This is a genomic window from Escherichia sp. MOD1-EC5189 (genome assembly GCF_002966045.1).
In the GTDB taxonomy this organism is placed as follows: Bacteria; Pseudomonadota; Gammaproteobacteria; order Enterobacterales; family Enterobacteriaceae; genus Escherichia; species Escherichia coli_F.
Map to the genome: position 1 here is coordinate 138,106 of NZ_PTRX01000009.1, position 25,957 is coordinate 164,062.

The 25,957-nt window shown below is 51.0% G+C and carries 23 protein-coding genes; 12 read left to right on the forward strand and 11 right to left on the reverse strand.

The window, feature by feature from the left end; all coding sequences use genetic code 11:
* Window positions 1-1,251, reverse strand: coding sequence for an MFS transporter (locus ATB02_RS10560; RefSeq protein WP_123059838.1), 1,251 nt, complete (start codon window positions 1,249-1,251; stop codon window positions 1-3).
* 98 nt (window positions 1,252-1,349) lie between these two features.
* On the opposite strand from ATB02_RS10560, the gene ATB02_RS10565 reads away from it, so the two are divergent.
* The 8 genes from ATB02_RS10565 to nikR all read left to right on the forward strand — a co-directional run bounded on the left by ATB02_RS10565 (window position 1,350) and on the right by nikR (window position 8,473).
* Window positions 1,350-2,399 (forward strand): AI-2E family transporter, encoded by a 1,050-nt coding sequence (locus ATB02_RS10565; RefSeq protein WP_001353619.1) that lies wholly within the window; start codon window positions 1,350-1,352, stop codon window positions 2,397-2,399.
* 54 nt (window positions 2,400-2,453) lie between these two features.
* Window positions 2,454-3,041: a 4'-phosphopantetheinyl transferase AcpT gene (gene acpT, locus ATB02_RS10570; RefSeq protein ID WP_032185350.1), complete on the forward strand. Its 588-nt coding sequence runs from the start codon at window positions 2,454-2,456 to the stop codon at window positions 3,039-3,041.
* Between the two features lie 110 nt (window positions 3,042-3,151).
* Window positions 3,152-4,726 carry a nickel ABC transporter substrate-binding protein gene (nikA, locus tag ATB02_RS10575; RefSeq protein WP_105271535.1) on the forward strand — a complete coding sequence of 525 codons (1,575 nt, stop codon included), beginning with the start codon at window positions 3,152-3,154 and terminating at the stop codon, window positions 4,724-4,726.
* Window positions 4,726-5,670, forward strand: a complete 945-nt coding sequence (gene nikB / locus ATB02_RS10580) for a nickel ABC transporter permease subunit NikB (protein WP_000947080.1) — start codon at window positions 4,726-4,728, stop codon at window positions 5,668-5,670. Before nikA ends, nikB begins: the two co-directional genes overlap by 1 nt.
* Window positions 5,667-6,500: a nickel ABC transporter permease subunit NikC gene (gene nikC / locus ATB02_RS10585; RefSeq protein WP_001008972.1), complete on the forward strand. Its 834-nt coding sequence runs from the start codon at window positions 5,667-5,669 to the stop codon at window positions 6,498-6,500. Before nikB ends, nikC begins: the two co-directional genes overlap by 4 nt.
* Entirely contained in the window at window positions 6,500-7,264 is a 765-nt protein-coding gene (gene nikD / locus ATB02_RS10590; RefSeq protein ID WP_103253587.1) for a nickel import ATP-binding protein NikD, read from the forward strand. The genes nikC and nikD overlap by 1 nt, the downstream gene beginning before the upstream one ends.
* On the forward strand, window positions 7,261-8,067 hold the full coding sequence (gene nikE / locus ATB02_RS10595; protein WP_000173700.1) for a nickel import ATP-binding protein NikE: 807 nt from the start codon (window positions 7,261-7,263) through the stop codon (window positions 8,065-8,067). The genes nikD and nikE overlap by 4 nt, the downstream gene beginning before the upstream one ends.
* A 4-nt stretch (window positions 8,068-8,071) precedes the next feature.
* The gene (gene nikR / locus ATB02_RS10600; protein ID WP_032185354.1) at window positions 8,072-8,473 is read left to right on the forward strand and encodes a nickel-responsive transcriptional regulator NikR; all 402 of its coding nucleotides are present in this window, start codon (window positions 8,072-8,074) and stop codon (window positions 8,471-8,473) included.
* A gap of 8 nt (window positions 8,474-8,481) precedes the next feature.
* Here the strand turns inward: nikR and ATB02_RS10605 are convergent, their stop codons facing one another.
* From ATB02_RS10605 to ATB02_RS10625, 6 genes are all read right to left on the reverse strand, one after another.
* Window positions 8,482-9,606, reverse strand: a complete 1,125-nt coding sequence (locus tag ATB02_RS10605; protein ID WP_016262635.1) for an ABC transporter permease — start codon at window positions 9,604-9,606, stop codon at window positions 8,482-8,484.
* Window positions 9,606-12,341, reverse strand: a complete 2,736-nt coding sequence (gene rbbA, locus ATB02_RS10610) for a ribosome-associated ATPase/putative transporter RbbA (protein ID WP_032185361.1) — start codon at window positions 12,339-12,341, stop codon at window positions 9,606-9,608. The genes ATB02_RS10605 and rbbA overlap by 1 nt, the downstream gene beginning before the upstream one ends.
* Window positions 12,338-13,405, reverse strand: coding sequence for an HlyD family secretion protein (locus ATB02_RS10615; protein ID WP_000361507.1), 1,068 nt, complete (start codon window positions 13,403-13,405; stop codon window positions 12,338-12,340). The genes rbbA and ATB02_RS10615 overlap by 4 nt, the downstream gene beginning before the upstream one ends.
* A 71-nt stretch (window positions 13,406-13,476) precedes the next feature.
* Window positions 13,477-13,581: a hypothetical protein gene (gene yhiY, locus ATB02_RS26655; protein WP_213054493.1), complete on the reverse strand. Its 105-nt coding sequence runs from the start codon at window positions 13,579-13,581 to the stop codon at window positions 13,477-13,479.
* A gap of 189 nt (window positions 13,582-13,770) precedes the next feature.
* Window positions 13,771-15,393: a DUF4049 domain-containing protein gene (locus tag ATB02_RS10620; protein WP_105271536.1), complete on the reverse strand. Its 1,623-nt coding sequence runs from the start codon at window positions 15,391-15,393 to the stop codon at window positions 13,771-13,773.
* 261 nt (window positions 15,394-15,654) lie between these two features.
* Complete coding sequence (locus ATB02_RS10625; protein WP_105271537.1) at window positions 15,655-17,262, reverse strand: DUF4049 domain-containing protein; 1,608 nt, start codon at window positions 17,260-17,262, stop codon at window positions 15,655-15,657.
* 381 nt (window positions 17,263-17,643) lie between these two features.
* Here ATB02_RS10625 and ATB02_RS10630 point away from each other — a divergent pair, with 381 nt between their 5' ends.
* Window positions 17,644-18,696 carry a DUF2776 domain-containing protein gene (locus ATB02_RS10630; RefSeq protein WP_001028909.1) on the forward strand — a complete coding sequence of 351 codons (1,053 nt, stop codon included), beginning with the start codon at window positions 17,644-17,646 and terminating at the stop codon, window positions 18,694-18,696.
* Window positions 18,697-19,003: 307 nt separating this feature from the next.
* Here ATB02_RS10630 and ATB02_RS10640 read toward each other — a convergent pair whose 3' ends face one another.
* Window positions 19,004-20,206 (reverse strand): NAD(P)/FAD-dependent oxidoreductase, encoded by a 1,203-nt coding sequence (locus ATB02_RS10640; RefSeq protein ID WP_105271539.1) that lies wholly within the window; start codon window positions 20,204-20,206, stop codon window positions 19,004-19,006.
* A gap of 231 nt (window positions 20,207-20,437) precedes the next feature.
* On the opposite strand from ATB02_RS10640, the gene pitA reads away from it, so the two are divergent.
* On the forward strand, window positions 20,438-21,937 hold the full coding sequence (gene pitA / locus ATB02_RS10645) for an inorganic phosphate transporter PitA (RefSeq protein WP_000902780.1): 1,500 nt from the start codon (window positions 20,438-20,440) through the stop codon (window positions 21,935-21,937).
* 244 nt (window positions 21,938-22,181) lie between these two features.
* Here pitA and uspB read toward each other — a convergent pair whose 3' ends face one another.
* On the reverse strand, window positions 22,182-22,517 hold the full coding sequence (gene uspB, locus ATB02_RS10650; RefSeq protein ID WP_000626187.1) for a universal stress protein UspB: 336 nt from the start codon (window positions 22,515-22,517) through the stop codon (window positions 22,182-22,184).
* Window positions 22,518-22,907: 390 nt separating this feature from the next.
* Here uspB and uspA point away from each other — a divergent pair, with 390 nt between their 5' ends.
* The gene (gene uspA / locus ATB02_RS10655) at window positions 22,908-23,342 is read left to right on the forward strand and encodes a universal stress protein UspA (RefSeq protein WP_000323571.1); all 435 of its coding nucleotides are present in this window, start codon (window positions 22,908-22,910) and stop codon (window positions 23,340-23,342) included.
* 98 nt (window positions 23,343-23,440) lie between these two features.
* Here uspA and ATB02_RS26660 read toward each other — a convergent pair whose 3' ends face one another.
* Window positions 23,441-23,494, reverse strand: a complete 54-nt coding sequence (locus ATB02_RS26660) for a hypothetical protein (RefSeq protein ID WP_212591402.1) — start codon at window positions 23,492-23,494, stop codon at window positions 23,441-23,443.
* 165 nt (window positions 23,495-23,659) lie between these two features.
* Between ATB02_RS26660 and dtpB the strand changes: the two genes are divergently transcribed.
* Window positions 23,660-25,129, forward strand: a complete 1,470-nt coding sequence (gene dtpB, locus ATB02_RS10665; RefSeq protein ID WP_105271540.1) for a dipeptide/tripeptide permease DtpB — start codon at window positions 23,660-23,662, stop codon at window positions 25,127-25,129.
* A 48-nt stretch (window positions 25,130-25,177) separates the two neighbouring features.
* Here the strand turns inward: dtpB and rsmJ are convergent, their stop codons facing one another.
* Window positions 25,178-25,930 (reverse strand): 16S rRNA (guanine(1516)-N(2))-methyltransferase RsmJ, encoded by a 753-nt coding sequence (gene rsmJ / locus ATB02_RS10670; RefSeq protein ID WP_032303981.1) that lies wholly within the window; start codon window positions 25,928-25,930, stop codon window positions 25,178-25,180.
* Window positions 25,931-25,957: the final 27 nt, after the last annotated feature.

The following is a 25,957-nucleotide window of genomic DNA, read 5'->3' on the forward strand; positions in this document are numbered from 1 at the left end:
TTAAGATGATGAGATGGCCTCAGGTACTTCCACCGGAGGCCGTTTTTTTAATCGCCACGTCAGTAATAACGCGATTGCGACCAGTCCCGCCGCCGCCAGATAAATCACCGGGACGCCCGCCCAACTCATCACCAGCCCAGCCACTGGTCCGGTCACGCCAAGCGATAAATCCATAAATACGGTGTAAGTTGCCAGCGCCGCCCCCTGATTCTGCTGCGGCACTGCTTTTACCGCCACCACACCAAGCGCCGGGAATACCAGAGAAAACCCCGCCCCCGCGAGTAAGACGCCAATTTTCGCCATCCACGGCATAGTCGCCACGCCAACCAGTAGCAGGCCGATTATCTCAACGCTAAAGCAGAGCATCGCCACATTTAAGCCGCCGATACGGTTAATGCCGTTAGGAAATAACAAACGCGTACCGACAAACGCACAGCTAAACAGCGTCAACGCGAAAGCCGCACCGTCCCAACCTTTAGCGTCATAAAACAGCGTGATAAAAGTGGCGATAACGCCAAATCCGGCGGAAGCCAGTGCCAGCGCCATGCCGTACAGCCAGACGCGCCCAAGCACCGCGCGAAACGGCAGTGGTTTGCCTTTACTGGCTTTTACCGTCGGACGCGGGATCGCCAACAAAATGGCCGCCAGCGCCACGCCCATAATGATTAACGCTAACGCCTGCAAGCCGCCCCAGTGATAAAACACCACACCTAACGGCGCGCCCATTGCCATCGCCCCGTAAGTGACAATGCCGTTCCACGAAATCACCCGCCCAATATGCAGCGAACCCACCACGCCAACGCCCCATAGGGTCGATCCCGTTCCGGCAAAACTTTGCCCAATCCCAAGGATCACGCGCCCCAGGCACAGTAATAACAGGCTGATGACGGGCAGACTGGCGGTTAATCCTGCCGTCAGATACCCCAAACCGCTCAAAAAGCAGCCGCATAAACCGAAGACGACAATCTTTTTAGGTCCCAGCAAATCGGCGTAACGTCCGGCATGAGGGCGGCTCAGCAAGGTGGCGAAATATTGCAGGCTGATAACCAATCCTGCCCAGAAAGCGCTAAAGCCCATCACATCATGGACATAGCCCGGTAATACAGCGAGCGGCAACCCGATGGTGAGGTAGCTGGCGAAGTTAAACATGACAATGGAGACAATGCGCAAATTCAGGCGCAATCCGTTTAGCGCGGGTTCGGCTACGGGTTCGGGCATGAGGATCACCACATTTTTACAACAGTGTTTCATTTTTACCACGTGCTGACGTGAAAATCAGCAGTAAGAATCAGAATATTGCTGGCGTGACTCCCGCTACACTTAATACAAAAAGTCACAAGGAAGCCCCAATGGAAACCCCTCAACCCGATAAAACGGGCATGCACATTCTGCTTAAACTGGCCTCGCTGGTAGTAATCCTCGCGGGCATTCACGCAGCGGCAGATATCATTGTGCAACTGTTACTGGCGCTGTTTTTTGCCATCGTCCTCAACCCGCTCGTCACCTGGTTTATTCGTCGCGGAGTACAACGCCCCGTTGCAATTACGATTGTGGTGGTGGTGATGCTGATCGCACTAACCGCGCTGGTCGGTGTACTGGCAGCTTCGTTTAACGAATTCATCTCTATGCTGCCGAAGTTTAATAAGGAGCTGACGCGCAAACTTTTTAAATTGCAGGAGATGTTGCCTTTTCTTAATTTGCATATGTCGCCGGAGCGAATGCTGCAGCGGATGGACTCGGAAAAAGTGGTTACCTTCACCACGGCGCTAATGACCGGGCTTTCCGGGGCAATGGCGAGCGTGCTTTTGCTGGTGATGACCGTAGTTTTCATGCTGTTTGAAGTGCGCCACGTCCCTTACAAAATGCGTTTTGCGTTGAATAATCCACAGATTCACATCGCCGGACTACACCGCGCCTTAAAAGGTGTTTCGCACTATCTGGCATTGAAGACACTGCTAAGTTTATGGACAGGCATTATCGTCTGGCTGGGGCTGGAACTTATGGGCGTACAGTTTGCGCTGATGTGGGCAGTACTGGCGTTTTTGCTCAACTACGTGCCCAATATCGGCGCGGTAATTTCCGCCGTACCGCCAATGATTCAGGTGCTACTGTTTAATGGCGTTTACGAATGTATTCTGGTCGGCGCATTGTTTTTAGTGGTCCATATGGTCATCGGCAATATTTTAGAACCGCGGATGATGGGCCATCGCCTGGGGATGTCCACCATGGTGGTATTTCTTTCATTGTTAATTTGGGGATGGCTGCTCGGCCCGGTAGGGATGCTACTTTCGGTACCATTAACCAGCGTGTGTAAAATCTGGATGGAAACCACCAAAGGCGGTAGCAAACTGGCGATCTTACTGGGGCCGGGCAGACCGAAAAGTCGATTACCGGGATGAGGCGACAAGTGATACGATACGCACTTTCATTTTCCATTAAACGTTGGCCCTGATATGTATCGGATAGTTCTGGGGAAAGTTTCGACCTTAAGCGCAGCTCCACTGCCACCGGCTTTACGCGATAAAGCACCGCAAGGTCCACGGCGCGAACGCTGGCTGGCGGGGCGTGCATTGCTTTCACACACGCTTTCCCCGCTACCTGAGATCATCTACGGCGAACAAGGCAAACCCGCATTCGCATCGGAAACGCCGCTATGGTTCAACTTAAGCCATAGCGGTGACGATATTGCCCTACTGTTGAGCGATGAAGGCGAAGTCGGCTGCGATATCGAAGTGATTCGCCCGCGTGCCAACTGGCGCTGGCTGGCGAACGCGGTGTTCAGCCTCGGAGAACATGCCGAGATGGACGCCGTGCATCCAGATCAGCAACTGGAAATGTTCTGGCGCATCTGGACACGCAAAGAAGCCATCGTTAAACAACGTGGCGGCAGCGCCTGGCAAATCGTCAGCGTAGACAGCACCTATCAGTCCTCGCTGTCAGTCAGCCATTGTCAGCTTGAAAATTTAAGTCTGGCGATCTGCACCCCTACTCCCTTTACGCTCACCGCCGACAGTGTGCAATGGATCGATTCAGTTAACTGATCAGCCCATCCGACTGCCCATCTATTGATCCAGAACAGGTTATCAGTATGACGAATACTTAAAATCGTCATACTTATTTCCGCCATCTATTTTAATCCATTGGGGTTACCATGTTCTCCACACTCCGCCGCACTCTATTTGCGCTGCTGGCTTGTGCGTCTTTTATCGTCCATGCCGCTGCACCAGATGAAATCACCACCGCCTGGCCGGTGAATGTCGGGCCACTAAACCCGCACCTTTACACACCCAACCAGATGTTCGCCCAGAGCATGGTTTATGAACCACTGGTGAAATATCAGGCAGACGGTTCGGTGATCCCGTGGCTGGCAAAAAGCTGGACCCATTCAGAAGATGGCAAAACCTGGACCTTCACCCTGCGTGATGATGTGAAATTCTCTAACGGTGAACCGTTTGATGCAGAGGCCGCGGCAGAAAACTTCCGCGCTGTGCTCGACAACCGTCAACGTCACGCCTGGCTGGAGCTGGCAAACCAGATTGTTGATGTCAAAGCTCTCAGTAAAACCGAGCTGCAAATCACCCTGAAAAGCGCCTACTACCCTTTCCTGCAAGAACTGGCCCTGCCCCGTCCTTTCCGCTTTATCGCCCCCTCGCAGTTTAAAAATAATGAAACCATGAACGGGATTAAAGCGCCGATTGGTACCGGGCCGTGGGTTTTGCAGGAATCGAAACTGAATCAATACGATGTCTTCGTCCGTAACGAAAACTACTGGGGCGAAAAGCCGGCGATTAAAAAGGTCACTTTTAACGTGATCCCGGACCCGACCACCCGCGCGGTGGCGTTTGAAACCGGCGATATCGATCTGCTATACGGTAATGAAGGGCTATTACCGCTCGATACCTTCGCCCGCTTTAGCCAGAACCCGGCTTACCACACCCAACTGTCACAGCCGATCGAAACCGTGATGCTGGCGCTCAATACTGCAAAAGCCCCCACCAACGAGTTGGCCGTACGTGAAGCTCTCAATTACGCGGTAAACAAAAAATCGCTGATCGATAACGCGTTGTATGGCACCCAGCAGGTCGCCGACACCCTGTTTGCCCCTTCCGTGCCCTATGCCAATCTCGGCCTGAAACCGCGCCAGTACGATCCGCAGAAAGCGAAAGCGTTGCTGGAACAAGCAGGCTGGACGCTGCCCGCAGGCAAAGACATCCGCGAGAAAAATGGTCAGCCGCTGCGCATTGAACTGTCGTTCATCGGCACCGATGCGTTAAGCAAATCAATGGCCGAAATCATTCAGGCTGATATGCGCCAGATTGGCGCGGATGTCACGCTGATCGGCGAAGAAGAGAGCAGTATCTATGCTCGTCAGCGCGACGGTCGTTTTGGCATGATTTTCCACCGTACCTGGGGCGCGCCATACGATCCACACGCCTTCCTGAGTTCAATGCGCGTACCGTCGCACGCTGACTTCCAGGCACAGCAAGGTTTAGCCGACAAACCACTGATTGATAAAGAGATTGGCGAAGTGCTGGCGACACACGACGAAACACAACGTCAGGCACTGTATCGCGACATTCTGACCCGTCTGCATGACGAGGCGGTTTATCTGCCCATCAGCTATATCTCAATGATGGTGGTTTCAAAACCGGAACTGGGTAACATCCCCTACGCGCCGATCGCCACCGAAATCCCGTTCGAACAGATTAAACCGGTGAAACCTTAATGTTGCGTTATGTATTACGCCGCTTTCTGCTGCTGATCCCGATGGTGCTCGCCGCCTCGGTGATCATTTTTCTGATGCTGCGCCTCGGCACCGGCGACCCGGCGCTCGATTATCTGCGTCTGTCTAACCTACCGCCGACGCCGGAAATGCTGGCTTCTACCCGCACCATGCTGGGGCTGGATCAGCCGTTGTACGTGCAGTACGGAACCTGGTTGTGGAAAGCGCTGCATCTTGACTTTGGTATCTCATTCGCCAGCCAACGCCCGGTGCTGGACGATATGCTGACCTTCCTGCCCGCCACGCTGGAACTGGCGGGCGCGGCGCTAGTGTTAATTCTGCTCACTTCCGTGCCGCTCGGCATCTGGGCGGCGCGCCATCGCGACCGCCTGCCGGATTTCGCCGTGCGTTTTATCGCGTTTCTTGGCGTGTCGATGCCTAACTTCTGGTTGGCGTTTTTACTGGTGATGGCATTTTCAGTGTATCTGCAATGGCTGCCCGCGATGGGTTACGGCGGCTGGCAGCATATCATTTTGCCTGCGGTTTCCATCGCTTTTATGTCGCTGGCGATTAACGCGCGTCTGCTGCGCGCCAGTATGCTGGACGTCGCGGGTCAGCGTCATGTGACCTGGGCGCGACTGCGCGGCCTGAACGACAAACAGACCGAACGCCGCCATATCCTGCGCAATGCCTCGCTGCCGATGATCACCGCCGTGGGGATGCACATTGGCGAACTGATTGGCGGGACGATGATTATCGAAAACATCTTTGCCTGGCCGGGTGTCGGGCGCTATGCGGTGTCGGCGATTTTCAACCGTGACTATCCGGTGATCCAATGCTTTACGCTGATGATGGTGGTGGTTTTTGTGGTCTGTAATTTGATTGTCGATTTGCTCAACGCCGCGCTGGACCCGCGCATTCGTCGTCATGAAGGAGCGCACGCGTGAACTTTTTCCTCTCTTCTCGCTGGTCGGTACGCCTGGCGCTGATCATTATCGCCCTGCTGGCACTGATTGCGCTCACCAGCCAGTGGTGGCTGCCATACGATCCCCAGGTCATTGATTTGCCGTCGCGTCTGCTTTCTCCGGATGCACAGCACTGGCTGGGCACCGATCACTTAGGACGCGATATTTTCTCACGGCTGATGGCGGCGACCCGTGTGTCGCTTGGCTCGGTAATGGCCTGCCTGCTGTTGGTGCTGACATTAGGGCTGATTATTGGCGGCAGCGCCGGGCTGATTGGCGGGCGCGTTGATCAGGCCACCATGCGCGTGGCGGATATGTTTATGACCTTCCCGACGTCGATTCTGTCGTTCTTTATGGTCGGCGTGCTCGGCACCGGGTTGACCAATGTGATTATCGCCATCGCCCTGTCGCACTGGGCGTGGTACGCGCGCATGGTGCGCAGTCTGGTGATTTCGCTACGCCAGCGCGAGTTTGTGCTGGCATCACGGCTTTCTGGCGCAGGCCATGTGCGGGTGTTTATCGATCATCTGGCGGGCGCGGTGATCCCTTCACTGCTGGTGCTGGCGACGCTGGATATCGGCCATATGATGCTACACGTCGCGGGGATGTCCTTCCTCGGTCTCGGCGTGACCGCCCCGACCGCCGAATGGGGCGTGATGATTAACGATGCACGTCAGTATATCTGGACCCAGCCGCTGCAAATGTTCTGGCCGGGACTGGCGCTGTTTATCAGCGTGATGGCCTTTAACCTGGTGGGTGACGCACTGCGCGATCATCTGGACCCTCATCTGGTGACGGAGCACGCACACTAATGCCGCAACAGATTGAACTACGTAATATCGCGCTACAGGCCGCGCAACCGCTGGTGCACGGCGTATCGTTAACCCTGCAACGCGGGCGCGTGCTGGCGTTAGTCGGCGGTAGTGGTAGCGGGAAGTCGCTGACCTGCGCTGCGACGCTGGGCATTCTGCCCGCTGGCGTTCGCCAGACGGCGGGGGAAATTTTGGCCGATGGCAAACCGGTTTCTCCCTGCGCCCTGCGCGGTATCAAAATTGCCACTATCATGCAGAACCCGCGCAGTGCCTTTAATCCGCTGCACACCATGCACACGCACGCGCGGGAAACTTGCCAGGCACTGGGGAAACCCGCCGATGACGCCACGCTTATCGCCGCTATAGAAGCGGTAGGGCTGGAAAACGCCGCACGCGTGCTGAAGCTATACCCGTTCGAGATGAGCGGCGGCATGTTGCAGCGCATGATGATTGCGATGGCAGTGCTATGTGAATCACCGTTTATCATCGCCGATGAACCGACCACCGATCTTGATGTAGTAGCGCAAGCACGCATTCTGGATCTGCTGGAAAGCATCATGCAAAAACAAGCGCCGGGAATGCTGCTGGTCACCCATGATATGGGCGTGGTAGCGCGTCTGGCAGACGATGTGGCGGTCATGTCTCACGGTAAGATTGTTGAGCAGGGCGATGTCGAAACGCTGTTTAATGCCCCCAAACATGCGGTAACGCGCAGCCTGGTTTCTGCTCACCTCGCCCTTTATGGTATGGAGCTGGCATCATGACTTTACTTAACGTCTCCGACCTTTCACACCAGTACGCACACGGTGGATTCAGCGGTAAGCACCAGCATCAGGCAGTGCTCAATAACGTTTCGCTGACCCTGAAAAGCGGTGAAACCGTCGCCCTGCTGGGACGCAGCGGCTGCGGAAAAAGCACTCTCGCTCGGCTGCTGGTAGGCTTAGAGTCGCCCTCACAAGGGAATATTAGCTGGCGCGGCGAATCGTTGGCAAAGCTCAATCGCGCCCAGCGTAAAGCGTTCCGCCGCGATATTCAGATGGTATTTCAGGACTCCATCAGCGCCGTGAATCCGCGCAAAACCGTGCGCGAGATCCTGCGTGAACCGATGCGCCACCTGCTATCACTGAAAAAATCCGAACAACTGGCGCGCGCCAGCGAAATGCTGAAGGCGGTCGATCTCGATGACAGCGTTCTAGACAAACGCCCACCGCAGTTAAGCGGCGGTCAGCTCCAGCGCGTCTGCCTGGCTCGCGCGCTGGCGGTCGAACCGAAACTACTGATTCTGGATGAAGCCGTTTCTAACCTTGATCTCGTGTTACAGGCGGGCGTCATTCGCCTGCTGAAAAAGCTACAACAACAGTTTGGCACCGCCTGCCTGTTCATCACCCACGACTTACGCCTGGTGGAACGCTTCTGTCAGCGGGTGATGGTGATGGACAACGGACAAATCGTCGAAACCCAGGTGGTGGGAGATAAATTAACCTTTTCCTCTGACGCCGGACGTGTGCTACAAAACGCGGTATTACCCGCATTCCCAGTGCGCCGTCGCGCCACAGAAAAGGTTTAAGTCAATGCAACGAGTCACCATCACCCTTGATGACGATTTACTGGAGACGCTGGACAGCCTGAGCCAGCGTCGTGGTTATAACAACCGTTCCGAAGCTATCCGCGATATTTTGCGTAGCGCTCTGGCGCAGGAGGCCACCCAGCAGCACGGCACACAAGGTTTCGCGGTGCTGTCGTATGTGTATGAACACGAAAAACGCGACTTAGCCAGCCGTATTGTCTCCACGCAGCATCATCACCACGACCTCTCAGTCGCCACGCTGCATGTGCATATCAATCACAACGATTGCCTGGAAATCGCCGTGTTGAAAGGTGACATGGGTGACGTGCAGCATTTTGCCGACGACGTTATCGCTCAGCGAGGCGTGCGGCACGGGCATTTGCAGTGCCTGCCGAAGGAAGATTAACCCCGTAATTACGCCATTGTCCCAATCGTCTTCCTGAATCGCAGCAGCGCGATGGTGAAAAACACGCCGCCAATTGCCATCAACGTCAGGAACTGCGGCCAGACGATTTCGAATCCGGCCCCCCGGTAGAGGATGGCCTGCGCGAGGCTGACAAAGTGTGTCGTCGGCATGGTCAGCATAATGTCCTGCACCATCTGCGGCATACTTTCGCGCGGCGTGGAGCCACCGGAAAGCATTTGCAGCGGCAGTAGCACCAGAATCACCAGCAGCCCCAGTTGCGGCATTGAACGCGCTATCGTCCCCATAAAAATGCCGATTGACGTGGTGGCAAACAGACTGAGCGCCACGCCCAACATAAACAGCGGGATCGAGCCTTCAATCGGTACGCCCAGCACGCCTTTTACCATCAGCACCAGCGATAATCCCGATACCACCAGCACCACCAGCCCCATCGACCAGACCTTCGCCATCATGATCTCAAACGGCGTTATCGGCATCACCAGTAAGTGTTCCACCGTGCCGTGTTCACGCTCGCGGATCAGCGCTGATCCGGTCAACACAATCGCCAGCATGGTAATGTTGTTGATGATCGCCATCACCCCGCCAAACCACGCGGGATCGAGATTCGGATTAAAGCGCATGCGGGTTTCCAGCGATACCAACGGTTCGCTGTTATCACGGTAGCGCGCGACAAAGCTGTTCACTTCACCGTTGATAATATTCTGGATATAACCGTTGCCAGTGAATGCCTGGCTCATGCGCGTGGCATCGACGTTCACCTGAATATCCGGCTGACGTCCGGCGAGGACATCACGCTGAAAATTAGGCGGAATATTTATCGCGAAGGTATAGCGCCCGGCGTCCAGCCCGGCATCCATCTCATCGGCGGTGATCATCTCCGGGGGCAAAAACCACGGGCGGTAGAAGCTGTTAACGATCCGGTTCGATAACTGCGATTGATCCATATCAGCAATGGCGATCGGCGCGAGGTTCAACGATCCTGGCGTAACGGTCGCTGACGAATACACCGACACCGTAAACGAGAAGACAATCAGCGTCAGCATCGCTTTATCACCGAGCAGACTGCGCAACTCTTTGATACCCAGATTAAAAATATTGCGTAAATGGCGCATCATCCCTCCTGTTTTTTCAGCAGCAGGATGCTTAAGCCCATCACCAGCGGGATGGCTATCAGCAACGGGATAAAAAGTTGCCACAAATCAGTCAGATCCAGCGCTTTCGAGAACGTCCCGCGGGCGATAGTCAGAAAATGACTGGTCGGGTAAACCTCGCCGATCCAACGTCCTGGACCTTCCAGCGAAGCTACCGGATCGATCATCCCGGAAAACTGCGTCGCCGGAATCAACGTGATAATCGCCGTACCGAAAATGGCGGCAATCTGGCTTTTCATAAAGGTGGAGATCAGCAGCCCCATTCCGGTGGCGATGATGATATACAGCAGCGCCGCCAGAGTGAGCGTCAGGAAACTGCCTTTATGCGGCACGCCAAACACAAACACCGACAGGCCGCAGAGCAGGAAAAAGTTCAGCATCCCCAGCGCGATGTACGGTAGCTGTTTGCCAAGCAAAAATTCGCTACGGGTGGTGGGAGTCACGTAAAGGTTGATAATCGACCCCAACTCTTTTTCCCGCACCACGCTAAGGGCGCTTAACATCGACGGAATCATCATCAGCAACAGCGGGATCACCGCCGGAACAATCGCTGGCAGGCTTTTTACGTCCGGGTTATAGCGATAGCGTGTCTCAATATTCATCAGCCCGCTTTGGCTCGCGGGCGTGGATTGCCGACTCGCCACATCCTGTAACCAGCTCTGGTGCATGGCCTGCACGTAACCTTTTACCGTTTCGGCGCGACTCGGCATCGCACCGTCGATCCAGACACCGAGTTCCACTGGCGTACCCCGCGCGATATCGCGCCCGAAATTGGGTGGAATCTCAATCGCCACCGTGATATCGCCCGCACGCATCCGACGATCAAGCTCGTCATAACTGGTGAGCGGCGGCTGTTCGATAAAATAACGGGAACCGGAGAGATTGAGCGTCCACGCCTGGCTACTGACGGTCTGGTCGCGATCAAGCACCGCAAAGCGCAGATTTTCCACATCCATACTGATGCCGTAACCCATTATCAGCATCAGGATCACCGTTCCCATCAGCGCCAGCGTCGAACGTACCGGATCGCGGCGCAGTTCCAGTGCTTCGCGACGGCTGTAGCTAAACAGACGTCGCAGGCTAAATCCCTGACGCGGCGCGTGGGTGGTGTCATGTACCACAGGCGGCGCTTCGGCTTCGTTGCTCTGCCCTGCCGCTTCCTGCAAATAGGCGATAAATGCCTCTTCCAGACTGGCGGCTCCGCGTTTCTCAACCAGTTCCTGCGGTGTACCGCTGGCAAGCACTTTTCCGGCGTGCATTAGTGAGATGCGGTCGCAGCGTTCCGCTTCGTTCATAAAGTGGGTGGAGATGAAAATGGTCACTTTGTCCTGGCGCGAAAGATCGACCATTAACTGCCAGAACATATCCCTCGCCACTGGATCGACGCCAGAAGTAGGCTCATCGAGGATTAACATCTCCGGGCGATGAATCACCGCCACCGCCAGCGAAAGCCGCTGGCGAATGCCGAGCGGCAATGACTCCGGCAGAACATCTTCAACGTCGTTGAGCTTAAAACGCTCGCTCATTTCAGCCACTCGCGCGGGAATTTCCGCTTCCGGAATGTGAAACAAACGGGCATGTAACTCCAGGTTTTGCCGCACGGTGAGTTCGTTATAGAGCGAAAACGCCTGCGACATATAGCCCACCCGACGGCGAGTATCGATATCTTTTGGATCAACCGGTTGCCCGAACAGCCACGCCTCACCTTCGCTGGCAGGCAGCAGTCCGGTAAGCATTTTCATGGTGGTGGATTTACCGCAGCCGTTCGAACCGAGGAAGCCAAAAATCTCCCCGCGTGGAATGCGGAAATTGACGTGATCAACGGCAACGAAGGAACCAAAACGCATGGTCAGATCGCGCGCTTCGATGGCAATCTCTGCGTTTTCAGGTTGATACGGTGGGATCACTACCGCCTGATGCGCCTGGCGTTGCGCTTGCGGTAACAGATTAATAAATGCTTCTTCCAGCGTGGCGCTTTGCGTTTGCTGCCGCAGCTCTTCGGCGCTGCCAGTCGCCAGTACTTCTCCGGCATTCATCGCTACCAGCCAGTCGAAGCGTTCCGCCTCTTCCATATAGGCGGTGGCAACCAGCACGCTCATATTGCTCTGCCGCTGGCGAATACTGTCGATCAGATCCCAGAACTGGGCGCGAGAGAGCGGGTCAACCCCCGTTGTTGGCTCATCAAGAATCAACAATTCCGGGTCGTGGATTAACGCACAGCACAGCCCCAGTTTTTGCTTCATCCCGCCGGAGAGTTTACCTGCCGGACGATCGCGAAACGGTGCTAACCCGGTGCTGGTCAGCAGCTCATTAATTCGGACTTCCCGCTCCGCTTTGTCGTGACCGAACAGGCGGGCGAAAAAATCGACGTTTTCATACACCGACAAGGTGTGGTAGAGGTTTTTGCCCAGTCCCTGCGGCATCCAGGCAATGCGCGGGCAGACGTCACGGCGATGCCTCGGGTCGCGCATATCGCCGCCCAGCACGATCACGTTGCCCTGCTCAATGACGCGGGCACCGGAAATCAGTGACAACAAACTCGACTTCCCAACGCCGTCCGGGCCAATCAGCCCGACCATGCAGCGGGCCGGAATATCGAGAGTGATATTGTTCAGCGCAACGGTTTTTCCATAATGCTGGCTCACGCCCGCCAGTTGCGCGACAGGCGGGACGGGAACCAGTTCCAGATGCGTCATTGCGGCAACCTCACCACCAGGTCGTCAGGCCACGGAAGTTCTTCATTCACCCGTACCCACGCTACGCCCGGCAAACCGGTTTTGACATATTCCAGATGCTGCTGGAGTAATTCCGGTGGGATACGCGCTTTGACACGGAACATCAGTTTCAGCCGCTCATCGCTGGTTTCGACGGTTTTTGGCGTGAACTGGGCGACGCTGGCGACAAAACTGATGGTTGCAGGAATACGCAGATCTGGCGCGGCATCGAGGATCAGCCGGGCTTCGCCGCCCAGTTTCAGCGTGCCCGCCTGTTCAGTTGGCAGGAAGAAGGTCATATAGACGTCGCTGAGATCGACCATATTTAGCACCCGACCGCCTGCTGCCAGCACTTCCCCTGGTTCAGCAACCCGATACTGCACGCGTCCGTCACGCGGGGCTTTCAGTTCACTATCATCGATATCTGCGGCAATGCGCCGCTCAGTGGCTTGTGCCGCTTCGACGCGCGTTTGCGCCTGAATGATATTGGTACGTGCCGCTTCTATAGCCGCTTTAGAAGCCGAAACCTGGGCTTTTGCTGATTCCAGCGCAGCTCGAGCGCTCTCAGCGGCGGCGCGATCGTCATCCAGCTGTTGCGCAGAAATAGCCCCTCGTTGGGCGAGCGAGCGGGAACGCGTATGACGTTTGGCCACGGAGTCCAGTTCGGCCTGGCGTTGATTGACCAGCGACTGTGCGGCACGAGTTTCGCTTTGCCGCTGTTCCAGCAAAGCCTGCGCGGCAGCAACGGCGCTTTGTGCTTCTTTGATTTGTGCGATGGCTTCCAGCCGTTGCTCCTGCAACACGCGGGTATCCATCTTCGCCAATACTTCACCTTCACGAACAAACTGGCCTTCTTTCACCAGAATGGTGTCGATACGCCCGGCAATTTTGCTGGCGATATCCACTTCCGTCGCTTCAATACGCCCATTGCTGACGGCAAAGCCTTCCGGCACACCTGCCGGGCGCAACAGCCACCACGCCACGACGGCAGCCACCGCCAGTAACCCGACAACCCACCACGCCAGATGGCGCTTACTCTTATCCATAATCGACCCGCCATAATCCCTGTAAGCAAACGACACGTGTTACAACTGCCGCCGAACGACGTTCAGCGGATTCATCCATCCGGGATAAGAAGGAAACGGCAAATACGACCAGCGCACAGAGCATTGAGCGCCAATGGGGAAGGCTTAGTGAAAACGGGTAGTAATGTTGTCATCATCAGCATTCCTGGCCGTAAATGAAACACGCATACTCATAAGTGTGATCTATAAAACTGGCTGATAAAACGGTATCCATCCTGTTGGATAGCGTTTCACGCCTGTTCAGTTGCAGGAACAGAGCATTCCTTTTTACGTTTTATCAACAGTCTCAACCAGATAGTAACATTAATATTCATGTTGTCTATGGTTCAAAGCTGTAACAGCGTGCGCCTTCTACTCAAAGGCATAAGTTCATTTCTGTTTTTTTCATGCTGGTAAGACGTCCAGGGAGCGGTTACCTCAGGCCCTGCACCAGGATTAATTTGGCAATTATGCATACTGTACATTCTTCCGGCATGTTTACTGTCACGGGCGTTCAGACCTAAAACAGCCCCCATTTCACCTATGAGTTCTCTCCCACCATTACCGTTATGTGCAACAACTTGATTTATACCTAACATTTGTGAGCATGCTAATAGTGCTTCAAGTTTGGGCCTGTAATCTGTCGAGATGGAAAAATAACGATTAAAAGATTGACAAGAGATGGCCCGGCTAATTTTAAATTTTTTACCATTAATTATGGTATGATGCTTTTTATTAATGATTGCCGCTAATTCGACCGGATCGAGAACATTGGTCATTTCATCTTTAGAGACTGTTATCGGACCTAAAATGTAACGTTCGCGTTGTATGTCGAAAGTTATCCCATGATGATTTGCCATTATTTTATATTTGGGGTCATAGAAACATACAGGATAATCTTTTATCCCAGCGTAGGTATCTTCATTAAGTGGTTTCATGCGCGTGAAGTTCTGCATATAGTTACCATTGCAATTTGTTTCATGATTTCCAGCTAATACATGAACATTTTCATTGATACTCATTATGCGTTTTAACAAATCGATGATAAATTGATCGCCACAGATATTACTAAACCGATCGCCGGTTTGGTCACCCAGAAACGTACATGGCGTCACTGCGCCTTTATTAATAACCAAATAAGGCTGAAGACTTTCTAAAACTATATCTCTTCTGTTCAGAATACTGATTATTGTATTAACATTAGTGTCAAGTTGCTCATTAAAGTTCTCCCTTAGCAATACGTTGAGAACTTCATCTTCTATATTAAGCAACTGACTAAGGAAATTTTCTCCTTCAGCCATAATACCCAAATGTCCTGTTGCAGTAAGCGCATACAAAACGGCACCGACTGAGCCATCGGTATCACCGAAATAGGTCGGTCTGGTACTTGTAGGATCAACGGGTGAGCAATTTGAGAAATAGACTCTATTAGCAAAATGGGCCTTTATTACTGTTTCGAATTTAATATCAAATATATTGTATTGCGAAGTTTTCCAGTCCCAGAGGGGTTTGTACGACTCAGTAACTACAATATCATTCATATTACCATCTTCTGTCATGGCATTAAGAAAACAAACAATGCTGCGCCAATTTATTTCTATGTTATCAAGAGGGCAACCGTAATTTTTTCCATTAATTGTCACAATAAACTGATAACTATTATTCCTGCGTAGGATATGAACACGCATGCCCGATAGCATACTATATTTTTCTGATTGATACGTCTGTATGGAAAATGAAATCTTGTCATCTTGAAAAGATTGTTGGAAACGTTCTATTTGCCAGTCATCTATTTTTTCCACAACTTCACCGAGCATTGTCCTGGCAATACTTGATATGTCATTATCTAAGCCATTTGCTATATACCCAAACAGTTCTTTAGTGAAGTTGGTAACATGATCTTGCATAATATCATTTGCGGGGATTGTCATAGTACTGTCGTGAGTACCGGTCACAGCTCCAATTTTCATTTTTTACCTCATGCTATTCACCGCGAGGAATACGTAGTTAATATTTAATCTTATGACATACACCTCATGTTCGATGGAAAAACAATTATATTTTGCACAAATCATTCAGCCTTAAGGCATAATATGAAATTTCTTATCTCAAAGTAGACAAAATCCCTAGAGATTGTAGAGGCGTTATCAGAACATACCTCTACAATCGATTAAGAAAACCTATGAAATACTTTCAGGATTAATAAGACATACCACAGTATTCATGGAGTTTTAATGAGATTGAAAACAACTAAGCCCTGATAAATAAATTATTTCATTATTTTTATCACGTACTTTCTTCCGGGAATTTAGACCCATAATACCATTATCAAATAGTTGATTCTGATCTACCCCGAGCCCATGATGGCCATATTTTTGTCTAATGTATTTTCTGGGGTCTTCACATTTGAGTTTCTCTCCACATATGAAGATATGATTACGTGTTGGTCTGAAATCAGTAGTGTTATTAAAATAATCAGCATATAAATCTGTGGGTTTCATAATATTGCTTCGGATTAGATGGAATAGAGGATCATCCATATATTCTTTATGTTTTTTATTAAATATATTAGCTAATTCCTCAGGATCAGTAGGATTTTTCATCTGTTTAAATGGAACCTGCAAAGCACCGAGACAATAACATTTACTTTCTTCATTTCTTATTATTCCGTGATGACTGGTTAAAACTTTCCTTTCTGGGTCATAATTACAAACATCAAGCGTTTTAATTAAGTTATATGTATCACCGGCGGAGAGTCTATGATTTGCTAGTCGTGCACTATAGTTACCATTAAAATTGATTTCATGATTTCCAGCCAGAACGACGACATTTTTATTTATACGACTATCTTTATTACCCTCCATATTTTGCATAGAATTTAGCAAAGTAAGGATATATTGATCTCCAAAAATAGTACTAAACCTGTCGCCTGTATGATCTCCAAGGAAAATACAAGGAGTAATCGCATCGCCTTTTAAAAAAACATGATTATGCAACTTATTCAAGATCATGTCTCTTGCATTTAATAAAGCGTAGAGCTCTCCCATTTTTTTCTTTTCGTATGCAGATGAAGCCATATTTTCGTGATTTAATAATTCACATATTAAACTCCACCCCTCTTCCCGGATGCCTATATGCCCTGAAACGAGCAATGCATAAAGTATAGCGCCTACTCTTCCATCTGTATCGCCAAAATAAGCCGTGTTCATATTTTGTGGGTTAATCACACCACAGTGTTTATAAAAATCTATTTCTGAGAACACAGATTTAACATAGTTATCAAACTTTTCCTTAGTGAGCATCTCAGTAGAGACATCCCAACGCCAGTCAGGTTTAAAATTACCGCTAAGAAGAGTAAAGAAATTTTCAGATATGATAGAAAGCCCATCAACTTTATAAATTATATCTGATTTATCTCCGGAGAAATTAATAAAATAATAACCATCCCTACGCTCAATCGTAACGGTTATGGGAGATGATAATTTTAACACATGGTTATTGTCTGGTATAATTGTAAAGATAAACGTGTCAGTATCCATGTTGGCGAAACTATTATATTCTTGGATATCTATAGAAGGCTCACTATTGTAAAGCGATGTTTTCACCGTCTGATGAAAATAGTCATTTACATTCCAGTGACCATATTGCAGGAAATAGATGATATGCAGGCCTGCATTGTTACCTATTTGCGAAAATTTATCCAGTATATTAACTTCAACTGTCTTTGAAAGATGTTTTTTATCAACCTTGCCATGGTGTTGATGATTGTTAACTTTATCTGAATGCTTATATTGATGGCTTAAGGAGTTGTTTCCAATCAGATTATGAATTGCTTTCATAAATAACCTATGATATTTTTGAATTGTTTGTTACAAAATAAACGATACATGTCTGAAAGACATATTTACGACGATATAAAGCAATAATAATTATATGTTCGCTGATTTTAAACACCGAGACTATCCGGTCTTTTACCAATAATGAAAAATAATCCCTCCCTGGAAGATAATTGTAAAGAACTACAGAATAAGAATTAATCTTAGGATAAATATTTATTTACCATGGCCTTTTGAACGCTGAAAAGTGGCACTCGGCAAAGTAAACCCAGCTATAGTTATGCTATGCATTTGTCTTTAATGATATCTCGTCATTTTATTAACAGGCTGAAATTATCATTAATGCACATTTCGATATTAGCAGGGATACCTGAGGAGTTAAAAGTGAACATATATATCGGGTGGCTTTTCAAATTAATCCCCTTGATTATGGGGTTAATTTGTATCGCGTTAGGTGGCTTTGTGCTGGAAAGTTCAGGGCAAAGCGAGTATTTCGTCGCGGGTCATGTGCTGATTTCTCTGGCAGCCATATGCCTGGCATTATTCACTACCGCATTTATTATCATTTCGCAGCTCACGCGCGGTGTTAATACGTTTTACAATACACTGTTCCCCATTATTGGCTATGCGGGGTCAATTATCACCATGATATGGGGTTGGGCACTGTTAGCAGGCAATGATGTGATGGCAGACGAGTTTGTCGCCGGTCATGTGATTTTCGGCGTTGGTATGATTGCCGCCTGTGTATCGACAGTGGCAGCGTCATCCGGTCACTTTCTGCTCATTCCCAAAAATGCATCGGGGAGCAAAAGCGACGGAACGCCGGTACAGGCTTATTCTTCATTAATCGGTAATTGCCTCATTGCCGTTCCCGTATTACTCACCCTGCTCGGTTTCATTTGGTCGATAACGCTGTTACGCAGTGCCGACATAACACCACATTATGTCGCCGGTCACGTATTGCTTGGGTTAACCGCAATCTGTGCCTGTCTCATTGGCCTTGTAGCCACAATCGTCCATCAAACACGTAATACGTTCTCATCCAAAGAGCACTGGCTGTGGTGTTATTGGGTTATTTTTCTCGGCTCAATCACGGTGCTGCAGGGCATATACGTCTTAGTCAGTTCCGATGCAAGCGCTCGACTGGCTCCCGGCATTATTCTCATTTGCCTTGGAATGATCTGTTACAGCATATTCTCAAAAGTCTGGCTACTGGCACTGGTCTGGAGACGTACCTGTTCATTAGCCAACAGAATTCCGATGATTCCCGTCTTCACCTGCCTGTTTTGCCTTTTCCTGGCATCGTTTCTTGCGGAAATGGCGCAGACCGACATGGGATATTTTATTCCTTCGCGGGTTCTGGTCGGTTTGGGAGCGGTATGCTTTACGTTGTTCTCAATCGTTTCAATATTAGAAGCGGGTTCTGCTAAAAAATAATTGCAACGTACCGGATAAAACCAGCGTCGACCAATTGCGTAACGCTGGTTTTTCTTAGGTATCATGAAATAACTTAACATTGATGGTTAAGTATAAAAAAACAGTAAAGTTACTGTATTTTTTCAACCTGTTCATATTTTATAAAGATCTGGACTTCGGTCGATTTTTAATCACCATTCCCCCACCTTATTTTAAGCATGGAGGGTTTCAGTTCACGGGCTTATTAGAAAATAATCACAAGATAGCCACTATCAAAATTAGCTCATTTTTAATGCGGCTCTAATAATTTTCATCTTTAGGTAATAGGTCAGGACGACTTCACAGCAATCAAATCCTGCGCACAAGCCCACGCACTCGACCACGCCCACTGGAAGTTATAGCCCCCCAGCCAGCCGGTGACGTCCATCACTTCGCCGATGAAATACAGCCCAGGCACTTTGCGCGCTTCCATCGTCCGTGAAGAGAGTTCGTTGGTATCCACGCCGCCGAGCGTCACTTCGGCAGTGCGATAGCCTTCAGTGCCGTTCGGCTGCACACGCCAGTCGGTCAAGGTGCTAATCAGTGCCTGTTGGTCACGTACGTTGAGCTGTTTTAGCGAGACATCCGGGATTTGCCCGAGTTGTTGTAAGCGTTCAACCAACCGCTTCGGTAGATGAACCGCCAGTGTGTTTTTCAGGCTCTGATTCGGATGTGCGTTACGCTGTTCATTCAGGAAGGTTTCGAGGTCCACATCCGGTAGCAGATTAATGCTGACAAATTCACCCGGTTGCCAGTAGCTGGAAATCTGCAACACTGCCGGTCCAGACAAGCCGCGATGGGTGAAGAGTAAGTTCTCACGGAAAACGGTGCCGTTTTCAGCCGTAATCACGGAAGGCACCGCCACACCCGCCAGCACCTGTAACTCCTCGAGCAACGGTTTATGCAAAGTGAATGGCACCAGACCCGCGCGGGTCGGCAGCACGTTGAGGCCAAATTGTTCGGCAATCTTATAACCAAACGGCGATGCCCCCAGCCCCGGCATTGACAGCCCACCGGTCGCGATGACCAGTTTTTCGCTACCGACGGTCATGCCATTCAGTTCAAGCGTGAAGCCTGTTTCATCCTTCGCCACACTCAGCACTTCGCTTCGCAATCTGAAGGTCACATTGCCCTTCTCGCACTCAGCCACCAGCATGTCGACAATCTGCTGCGCGGAGTCATCACAGAAGAGTTGCCCTAACGTTTTCTCGTGCCAGGCAATGCCGTGTTTATTGACCAGATCAATGAAATCCCACTGGGTAAAACGCGCGAGTGCAGACTTACAAAAATGCGGATTCTGGCTCAGATAAGCGCCCGGTTCGACATAAAGGTTGGTAAAGTTGCAGCGCCCACCGCCAGACATGAGGATTTTGCGCCCTGGTTTTTTACCATTATCGATCAGCAGAACCCGGCGTCCTGCCTGACCTGCCAGCGCAGAACAGAACATACCCGCCGCACCAGCGCCTATAATAATGGCATCAAACCTTTCCACGTTGCGCTCCTCTAAGAAAAAACGGGCGTGAATTGTAAAGATTCCTCAGTGGTCGCACCAGCATCAATATTACTAAAAGGAAGTATTTGCCTGAATTATATAAGATAATTATTTTTTGAGTGCAATCTATACAGGAGGCAAATCAAAAAAAGTCTATATTTCACTTTGCCCGCGCCGCGAAAGTCACTGATAATGCGCCGCGTTCATGTCCTCAAAATGGCGTAACGTCCTATGCTACATTTGTTTGCTGGCCTGGATTTGCATACCGGGCTGTTATTATTGCTTGCACTGGCTTTTGTGCTGTTCTACGAAGCCATCAATGGTTTCCATGACACAGCCAACGCCGTGGCAACCGTTATCTATACCCGCGCGATGCGTTCTCAGCTCGCCGTGGTTATGGCGGCGGTGTTCAACTTTTTGGGTGTTTTGCTGGGTGGTCTGAGTGTTGCCTATGCCATTGTGCATATGCTGCCGACGGATCTGCTGCTTAATATGGGATCGTCTCATGGCCTTGCCATGGTGTTCTCTATGTTGCTGGCGGCGATTATCTGGAACCTGGGTACCTGGTACTTTGGTTTACCTGCATCCAGCTCTCATACTCTGATTGGCGCGATCATCGGGATTGGTTTAACCAATGCGTTGATGACCGGGACGTCAGTGGTGGATGCACTCAATATCCCGAAAGTATTAAGTATTTTCGGTTCTCTGATCGTTTCCCCTATTGTCGGCCTGGTGTTTGCTGGCGGTCTGATTTTCTTGCTGCGTCGCTACTGGAGCGGCACCAAGAAACGCGCCCGTATCCACCTGACCCCAGCGGAGCGTGAAAAGAAAGACGGCAAGAAAAAGCCGCCGTTCTGGACGCGTATCGCGCTGATCCTTTCCGCTATCGGTGTGGCGTTTTCTCACGGCGCAAATGATGGTCAGAAAGGCATTGGTCTGGTTATGTTGGTACTGATTGGCGTCGCGCCAGCAGGCTTCGTGGTGAATATGAATGCCACTGGCTACGAAATCACCCGTACCCGTGATGCCATCAACAACGTGGAAGCTTACTTTGAGCAGCACCCTGCGCTGCTGAAACAGGCTACCGGTGCTGATCAGTTAGTACCGGCTCCGGAAGCTGGCGCAACGCAACCTGCGGAGTTCCATTGCCATCCGTCGAATACCATTAACGCGCTCAACCGCCTGAAAGGCATGTTGACTACTGATGTGGAAAGCTACGACAAGCTGTCGCTTGATCAACGTAGCCAGATGCGCCGCATTATGCTGTGCGTTTCTGACACTATCGACAAAGTGGTGAAGATGCCTGGCGTGAGTGCTGACGATCAGCGTCTGTTGAAGAAACTGAAGTCCGACATGCTTAGCACCATCGAGTATGCGCCGGTGTGGATCATCATGGCGGTCGCGCTGGCGTTAGGTATCGGTACGATGATTGGCTGGCGTCGTGTGGCAACGACTATCGGTGAGAAAATCGGTAAGAAAGGCATGACCTACGCTCAGGGGATGTCTGCCCAGATGACTGCGGCAGTGTCTATTGGCCTGGCGAGTTATACCGGGATGCCGGTTTCCACTACCCACGTACTCTCCTCTTCTGTCGCGGGGACGATGGTGGTAGATGGCGGCGGCTTACAGCGTAAAACCGTGACCAGTATTCTGATGGCCTGGGTGTTTACCCTTCCGGCTGCGGTACTGCTTTCCGGCGGGCTTTACTGGCTCTCCTTGCAGTTCCTGTAATCGCACGCACCAAAACGAGCGGGTCAGTTGGCCCGCTTCAGATTGTTGACATAGTGCGCTTTGTTCATGCCGGATGCGGCGTGAACGCCTTATCCAGCCTACAAAAACATGCAAATTCAATCGATTGCAGAGATTATGTAGGCCTGATAAGCGTAGCGCATCAGGCAATTTTGCGTTTGTAATCAGTCTCGAGCGGGTCAGTTTGCTGGCCCGCTTTTTTTATGCGTTATTTTTGCTGAAGTGCTTAATGCCAAATCATCAATGCAATCAGACTGACCACCACCAGACCACACAATGCGCTGGTCAGAATAAACTGCCGACGCACCCGCTCACAGCGGCGAATAAACTCATCATCGTGATGATCGCGATAACGTTGGGCATAGATATACCAAACGAGACGCACCTGTTTGTTGGGTTGGCCATGTGAGGTAAAAAAGCCCCCTCCATCAACATATTGATAGAGCAATGGATCGCAGTTACGCAGTACCACTAACAACGCGCGTAGTGATGAGAAATAGCGCGCCATGTTAACAATGCAAACGACACATAAAGCCCAAAATAATGCGACGGTGCTTATCATACCTCCTCCCCGGCGACCTGCCCGCGGAGTTCCACCCCGGGGCTACCGCTCCCGATACGCTGCCAATCAGTTAACACCAGGTCCTGGAGAAACCGCTTTTGTGGTGACCAACATCCGAGCGGCTCTATAGATAGTGTAGGAGATCAGGTTGTTTTTTTTCCAGAAGGTTAACCACTATCAATATATTCATGCCGAAAATTTGTTTATCTAACGGGTAAGCAAGGCGGATTGACGGATCATCCGGGTCGCTATAAGGTAAGGATGGTCTTAACACTGAATCTTTACGGCTGGGTTAGCCCCGCGCACGTAGTTCGCAGGACGCGGGTGACGTAACGGCACAAGAAACGCTAGCTGGCCAGTCATCGACAACTTTATGGAAGGAGTAACACTATGGCTTATAAACACATTCTCATCGCGGTCGATCTCTCCCCGGAAAGCAAAGTTCTGGTAGAGAAAGCAGTCTCTATGGCTCGCCCCTACAATGCGAAAGTTTCTCTGATCCACGTAGATGTAAACTACTCTGACCTATACACCGGGCTTATTGATGTGAATCTGGGTGATATGCAGAAACGCATCTCTGAAGAGACACATCATGCGCTGACCGAGCTTTCCACTAATGCAGGCTACCCAATCACTGAAACCCTGAGCGGCAGCGGCGATCTGGGCCAGGTTCTGGTCGATGCAATCAAGAAATACGATATGGATCTGGTGGTTTGTGGTCACCACCAGGACTTCTGGAGCAAACTGATGTCTTCCGCACGTCAGCTGATCAACACCGTTCACGTTGATATGCTGATTGTTCCGCTGCGCGACGAAGAAGAATAATCTTCCCTCCACGACGTGTGCCTGAACGCCCGCATATGCGGGCGTTTTGCTTTTTGGCGCGCCTTGTTACCTGATGCAGCGTATACGCCTTATCTGGCCTACGATCTGCGTACGCAATCAAAATCCCCAGCCAATACAACATTTAACACCATCATATTTTCCATCATTAGTGTGATCAGCTGGTTATTTTCTGTTGTAATAGTGTATTAATCTATTCACCGCATCAATATTAAGAATCTCTGACAGATGTAAACTTTTTCGCGCGTTATCCCTTACGCGTTCATACTTTTCAGGATGGTATTGGAAGGTTAATAAATATGAATACAACAACACCCATGGGGATGCTGCAGCAACCTCGCCCATTTTTCATGATCTTTTTTGTCGAGTTATGGGAGCGATTCGGCTACTACGGCGTGCAGGGCGTACTGGCGGTTTTCTTCGTTAAACAGCTTGGATTCTCGCAAGAGCAGGCTTTTGTCACTTTTGGTGCGTTTGCTGCGCTGGTCTATGGCCTCATTTCCATTGGCGGCTATGTCGGCGACCACCTGCTGGGGACCAAACGCACCATTGTTCTCGGAGCACTTGTGCTGGCGATTGGCTACTTCATGACCGGCATGTCGCTACTTAAGCCTGACCTGATTTTCATCGCCCTGGGGACTATCGCTGTCGGTAACGGCCTGTTTAAAGCTAACCCTGCCAGCTTGCTTTCGAAGTGCTATCCACCGAAAGATCCGCGGCTTGATGGCGCATTCACCCTGTTCTATATGTCGATCAATATCGGCTCGTTGATAGCGTTATCGTTGGCCCCTGTGATCGCTGATAGATTCGGTTATTCTGTTACCTACAACCTGTGCGGTGCGGGGTTAATTATCGCATTACTGGTTTACATCGCCTGTCGTGGAATGGTGAAAAACATTGGTTCTGAACCCGACTTCAAGCCGATGAGCTTCAGCAAACTGTTGTACGTATTACTTGGCAGCGTGGTGATGATCTTCGTCTGTGCATGGCTGATGCACAACGTAGAAGTCGCCAATCTGGTGCTGATTGTTCTCTCCATCGTCGTCACCATCATCTTCTTTCGTCAGGCATTCAAGCTGGATAAAACCGGGCGCAATAAAATGTTTGTTGCCTTTGTCCTGATGCTCGAAGCGGTGGTGTTTTACATTCTCTACGCCCAGATGCCAACGTCGCTGAACTTCTTTGCCATCAACAACGTGCATCATGAAATTCTCGGCTTTTCCATCAACCCGGTCAGCTTCCAGGCGCTTAACCCGTTCTGGGTGGTACTCGCCAGCCCAATACTGGCAGGTATCTACACGCATTTGGGTAACAAAGGCAAAGACCTCTCGATGCCGATGAAATTTACTCTCGGAATGTTTATGTGCTCGCTGGGCTTTCTTACAGCCGCCGCTGCGGGAATGTGGTTTGCTGATGCACAAGGACTGACATCGCCGTGGTTTATCGTGCTGGTTTACTTGTTCCAGAGCCTGGGTGAACTGTTTATTAGCGCCCTTGGCCTGGCGATGATTGCTGCCCTGGTGCCGCAGCATTTGATGGGCTTTATTCTCGGGATGTGGTTCCTGACGCAGGCTGCCGCGTTCTTGCTGGGCGGCTATGTGGCAACATTTACCGCAGTACCAGACAACATTACCGATCCGCTTGAGACGTTGCCCGTCTATACCAACGTGTTTGGTAAGATTGGCCTGGTTACGCTGGGCGTTGCGGTGGTGATGCTGCTGATGGTGCCGTGGCTGAAACGCATGATTGCGACGCCGGAAAGCCATTAATTATTCTTGCAGAACACAGGGTAGCAATAACACTACCCTGCTTTACTTTTACACCGGCGTACCTGCATAAATATCAAAGCGATGCCCTTTGGTGACTACGGCGTTTGGCGTGGCGACATTCGCCAGCGGCGGCGCGTAGTCCGGGCGCTTTACCACCACGCGTTTGGTCGCCAGCAAGCGTGCAGGCTCCAGCAACCCATCAGCGTCGAGATCCGGCCCCACCAGCGACTGGAACACGCGCATCTCTTTTTTCACCAGCGCGCTTTTCTGCTTATGCGGGAACATCGGGTCGAGATAGACCACCTGCGGGCGGGGAGTAATATCGGTTAGCGCCGTCAGGCTGGAGGCGTGGATTAACTGTAAACGCTCCTGCAACCAGCCGCCGATTTCCGCATCCGCATAACCACGCGCCAGGCCGTCGTCGAGCAGCGCGGCAACGACTGGATTACGCTCCAGCATCCGCACACGACAGCCGACCGAAGCCAGCACAAAGGCATCGCGACCTAAGCCTGCGGTAGCGTCTACTACGTCCGGCAAATAATCGCCTTTAATGCCCACCGCTTTTGCCACCGCCTCACCGCGACCACCGCCGAATTTGCGACGGTGCGCCATCGCTCCGCCAACAAAATCAACAAAGATGCCGCCAAGTTTTGGCTCATCGCGCTTACGCAATTCAAGATGCTCCGGCGTTAACACCAGCGCCATCAGGTTGTCTTCATCGTGCTCCAGCCCCCAGCGGGACGCCAGAACAGATAAGGCGCCGTCTCCGGCGCCTGTTTCATCAATTAAACAGATTTTCACTGAATGATCAGCCCTTAATGCCGTAGT